The sequence below is a fragment of the Dietzia cercidiphylli genome (genome assembly GCF_014145145.1).
GTDB lineage: Bacteria > Actinomycetota > Actinomycetes > Mycobacteriales > Mycobacteriaceae > Dietzia > Dietzia natronolimnaea.
Genome location: NZ_JAALEA010000086.1, coordinates 1 through 4,589 on the forward strand (window position 1 = coordinate 1; position 4,589 = coordinate 4,589).

General features: G+C 70.9%; 4 protein-coding genes. All 4 read left to right on the top strand.

Translation table 11 applies throughout. The features are described from left to right. The first annotated feature begins 257 nt into the window (after positions 1 to 257). Positions 258 to 1,880, top strand: coding sequence for an SLC13 family permease (locus G6028_RS03940; protein ID WP_241730524.1), 1,623 nt, complete (start codon positions 258 to 260; stop codon positions 1,878 to 1,880). A 22-nt stretch (positions 1,881 to 1,902) separates the two neighbouring features. Then, on the top strand, positions 1,903 to 3,096 hold the full coding sequence (locus G6028_RS03945) for an aminotransferase class I/II-fold pyridoxal phosphate-dependent enzyme (protein ID WP_182658109.1): 1,194 nt from the start codon (positions 1,903 to 1,905) through the stop codon (positions 3,094 to 3,096). Between the two features lie 9 nt (positions 3,097 to 3,105). Continuing rightward, complete coding sequence (locus tag G6028_RS03950) at positions 3,106 to 3,249, top strand: hypothetical protein (protein ID WP_159110286.1); 144 nt, start codon at positions 3,106 to 3,108, stop codon at positions 3,247 to 3,249. Between the two features lie 21 nt (positions 3,250 to 3,270). Beyond that, positions 3,271 to 4,589, top strand: a 1,319-nt coding sequence (gene purB, locus G6028_RS03955) for an adenylosuccinate lyase (protein WP_182658110.1), incomplete at its 3' end; no start/stop codon positions are given.

A 4,589-nucleotide genomic window follows, 5' to 3' on the forward strand; every position in this document is an offset into this window, starting at 1 on the left:
GACGCCGGCGGCCCGGCTCGCGAGCTGGCCGTGTTCGGCCTCGAGGTGGCCCCCGACGGGTCGCTCTCGATGGGCTCGGGGGCGCTCGGTTCGGCGCCGCTGGGGTCGCTCGGGGGCTGATCGGCTGACCCGCGCCGGGATCCCGTTTACGGTGAGTACACGAATGTCCCGGGGGGCCGCTCCGGGACGCGTGGCGCGCGACGGAGAAGGCGATGGCAACCGGCGACCGTGATCGGCCGAGGGGCCGGAGTATGGTCATGGCCCCCCACCTGAGCGGCCTGGACCCGGACCCGGACCGCGGCGCGGAGATCGAGCAGAAGTCGCCCGGTGAGCGCGACGGCGCCGTGCCCCGCGGCGAGTTCGTCCGCAGTGTGGTCGGGACCGTCGCCGGGGTCGCGGCCGCGGTGCTGGTCTACACGGTCATGCCGGGGGACCTGGAGCACAACGCGCGACTGACCGCTGCCGTGGCGGTGCTGCTGGGGATCTGGTGGATGACCGAGTGCATCCCCATCCCCGCCACGGCGCTGGTGCCGCTCATCGCGTTCCCGGTGCTGGGTCAGGACATCTCGGTCGACGACGTCGGCGCCCAGTACGGCAACAACATCATCTTCCTGTTCATGGGCGGATTCCTCATCGCGATCGCCATGCAGAGGTGGAACCTGCACCGACGGATCGCCCTGCTGACGGTCCGGGCGATGGGCACCCGCTCGACACGGGTCATCGCCGGGTTCATGATCGCGACCGGCTTCCTGAGCATGTGGGTGTCCAACACCGCCACGGCCGTGATGATGCTGCCGATCGGCGTCTCCGTCCTCATGCTCGCCTCCGAACTGGGCGGGAACGGGTCCGGAGGGCAGGAGGACGACCCCGAGGGGTCGATGCCCCGGATGGACTCCTCGTCGGACCCGACGTCCGACGAGGTCAAGAAGGCCGTCATCCGGTCGAACTTCGGGACCGCCCTCATGTTGGGCATCGCTTACGCCGCGTCGATCGGATCGCTGGCGACGATCATCGGAACCCCGCCCAACACCCTGCTCGCCGGCTACCTCGAGAGCGAGCACGGCATCATCCTGGGTTTCGGCCGGTGGATGATGGTGGGTCTCCCACTGTCGATCGTGATGCTCCTGGTCGCCTGGTTCCTGCTCACCAAGGTGCTGTTCAAGCCGGAGGTGGAGCGGATCCCCGGGGGGCGGCAACTGTTCGACGACGAGCTGCGCAGCCTCGGCCCCATCTCGTCGGGCGAGAAACGCGTCCTGGCCGTGTTCGTCGCCGCCGCCGTCGCGTGGGTGACCGTGCCGTTGGTGTGGGAGGACCCGCCCGTCTCCGACGCGGGGATCGCGTTGATCGCCGGACTCGTGCTGTTCCTGCTCCCCGCCGGCACCGCGCGTGGCGTTCGCCTGTTGACGTGGGAGGCCGCGCTCGCCCTGCCCTGGGGGGTGCTCCTGCTCTTCGGCGGCGGGCTGGCGCTGTCGGCCCAGTTCTCCGGGTCCGGGCTCACCGACTGGATCGGTGAGAAGTCCGCCGCCCTCGGTGGCCTGCCGGTCGTCCTGCTGGTCGTCGTCGCCGCCGGCGGGGTCCTCATCCTGACCGAACTGACCAGCAACACCGCGACCGCCGCGACGTTCCTGCCGGTCGCGGGTGGGGTGGCGCTGGGTCTCGGGCTCGACCCGATGCTGCTGGCGGTCCCGGTCGCCCTGGCCGCCACCTGCGCGTTCATGCTGCCGGTGGCGACCCCGCCCAACGCCATCGCGTACGGATCCGGATACGTGGCGATCGGCCAGATGATCCGCGGCGGGGTGTGGCTCAACCTCGTGGGGATCGTGCTCATCACGCTCGTCACCATGACCCTCCTGGTGTGGGTGTTCGGACTGACCTCCTGACGGGGGCGATAGCGTCGGGGGCATGAGCGTCGCGCGTACCCCCTCTCTCAGGTCGGCCGTCGAGCCGTTCCACGTCATGAGTGTCCTGGCCGCGGCGGCGCGGCGTCAGGAGACCCACGGCGACGTGATCTCCCTGTGTGCCGGGCAGCCCTCGACCCCGGCGCCCGGGCCGGTGCTGGAGGCCGCACGGCGCGCGGTGGACGGCGAGATCCTCGGCTACACCGAGGCGATCGGAATCCGACCGCTCCGGGAGGCGATCGCGGACCACCACCGGCGGGTGGACGGTGTCGAGGTGACCGCCGACGACGTCGTCGTCACCACCGGATCCTCCGGCGGATTCACGGTGCTCTTCCTGGCCGCGTTCGACCCCGGCGACACCGTCGTCATGGCCCGCCCCGGGTACCCCGCCTACCGCAACACCCTCCAGGCCCTGGGCTGCCGCGTCCACGAGATCGCCTGCGGGCCCGGGACCCGGTACCAACCCACGGTCGCGCAGCTCGAGGCGGTCACGGTGGAGCTGGGCCACCCACCCGCCGGCCTCATCGTGGCCAGCCCCGCCAACCCGACCGGGACGATCATCGACGCCGCCGAACTCGCCGCCCTCGCGCACTGGTGTGAGGCCAACGGCACGTTGCTGGTCAGCGACGAGATCTACCACGGTGTCACCTACGGCCGGGAGTGCGCGAGCGCGTGGCGGACCAGCCGTGAGTCCGTGGTGATGGGCTCGGTGTCCAAGTACTTCTCCATGACCGGGTGGCGGATCGGGTGGATGCTGCTGCCGCGGTACCTGCGCGCCCCCGTGGACCGGCTCATCGGCAACCTCACCATCTGCCCGCCGGCGCACGCCCAGTTCGCCGCCGTCGCCGCGTTCACCGAGGCCTCGGCCGCCGAGCTCGACTCCCACGTGGAGCGATACGCCCGGAACCGCGAGCTCGTACTCCGCCGGCTCGCCGGTCTCGGAGTGGGGGAGACCGCACCTCCCGACGGCGCCTTCTACGCCTACTTCGACGTCTCGGAGTGGACCGACGACTCGGTGGCGTGGTGCGCCGAGATCCTCGAGCGCACGGGGGTCGCGCTGACACCCGGCGTCGACTTCGACACCGTCGACGGTCGGCACACGGTGCGCCTGAGCTTCGCCGGGGACACCGCCGAGATCGCCGAGGCGATGGACCGGCTGGAGGCCGTACTGGTCCCGCGTCAGCCGCCCACGGGTTAACGTCGGCGCATGGGTTCCGCCGAGATCATCACCACCATCGTCTACATCACCCGCCCGTGGCTGTTGCTCGAGGCGCCGCTGACGGTGGATCAGGTCTACCTCAACGCGCGCGAGATCCTCGCCGGGTCCACCGGCGGCTCGATGATCTCCTGACCGGGCTGCGATACTGGGGGCGTGACCGCCCAGAACGCCGTACCCGCCCGGGCCACCAAGCCCCGGATCTCCAACGTCCTCGCCTCGCGCTACGCGAGCGCCGACCTGGCCACTCTGTGGTCCGCCGAGCACAAGATCGTGCTCGAGCGGCAGCTGTGGATCGCCGTCCTGCGCGCTCAGCGTGATCTGGGAGTCACCGTTCCCGACGGTGTGATCGAGGCCTACGAGGCCGTGATCGATCGCGTGGACCTGGCGTCGATCGCCGAGCGCGAGCGGGTGACCCGGCACGATGTCAAGGCCCGGATCGAGGAGTTCAACGCCCTCGCCGGACACGAGCAGATCCACAAGGGAATGACGAGCCGGGACCTCACCGAGAACGTCGAGCAGCTCCAGGTGATCCGCTCCCTCGAGTTGGTCCGCGACCGCGGGGTGGCAGCGGTTCGCCGGTTGGCCGAGCACGCGGTGGCGCACCGCGACCAGGTGATGGCCGGCCGCAGCCACAACGTCGCCGCGCAGGCCACCACCCTGGGCAAGCGCTTCGCCTCCGCGGCCGATGAGCTGCTGTTGGCGCTCGAGCGGGTCGACTCACTGATGGAGCGGTACCCCCTGCGCGGTATCAAGGGCCCGATGGGCACCGCGCAGGACATGCTCGACCTGCTCGGGGGCGACGCCGGGAAGATGTCGGAGCTCGAGAGCCGCATCGCCGGGCACCTGGGCTTCTCCCGGACCCTGGACTCGGTCGGCCAGGTGTACCCGCGGTCCCTCGACCACGAGGTCGTCTCCGCGCTGGTCCAGTTGGGCGCCGGCCCGTCCTCGCTGGCCCACACGATCCGGCTGATGGCCGGACACGAGCTGGTCACCGAGGGTTTCCAGCCCGGCCAGGTCGGGTCGTCGGCGATGCCGCACAAGATGAACACCCGGTCCTGCGAGCGGGTCAACGGGCTCCAGGTGGTCCTCCGCGGGTACGGCTCCATGGCCGCCGAGCTCGCCGGCGCGCAGTGGAACGAGGGCGACGTCTTCTGCTCGGTGGTGCGTCGTGTCGCTCTGCCGGATGCGTTCTTCGCGCTGGACGGCATGTTCGAGACGTTCCTGACCGTGCTCGACGAGTTCGGGGCGTACCCGGCCGTGATCGACAAGGAGCTCCAGCGCTACCTGCCGTTCCTCGCCACCACCAAGGTCCTCATGGCGGCCGTCCGGGCCGGGGTCGGCCGAGAGGTCGCGCACGAGGCGATCAAGGAGAACGCGGTGGCGGTGGCGTTGGCGATGCGGGAGGAGGGCCGCGAGCCCGACCTCGTCGACCGGCTCGCCGCCGACGACCGGCTGCCGCTGGACCGCGCGGC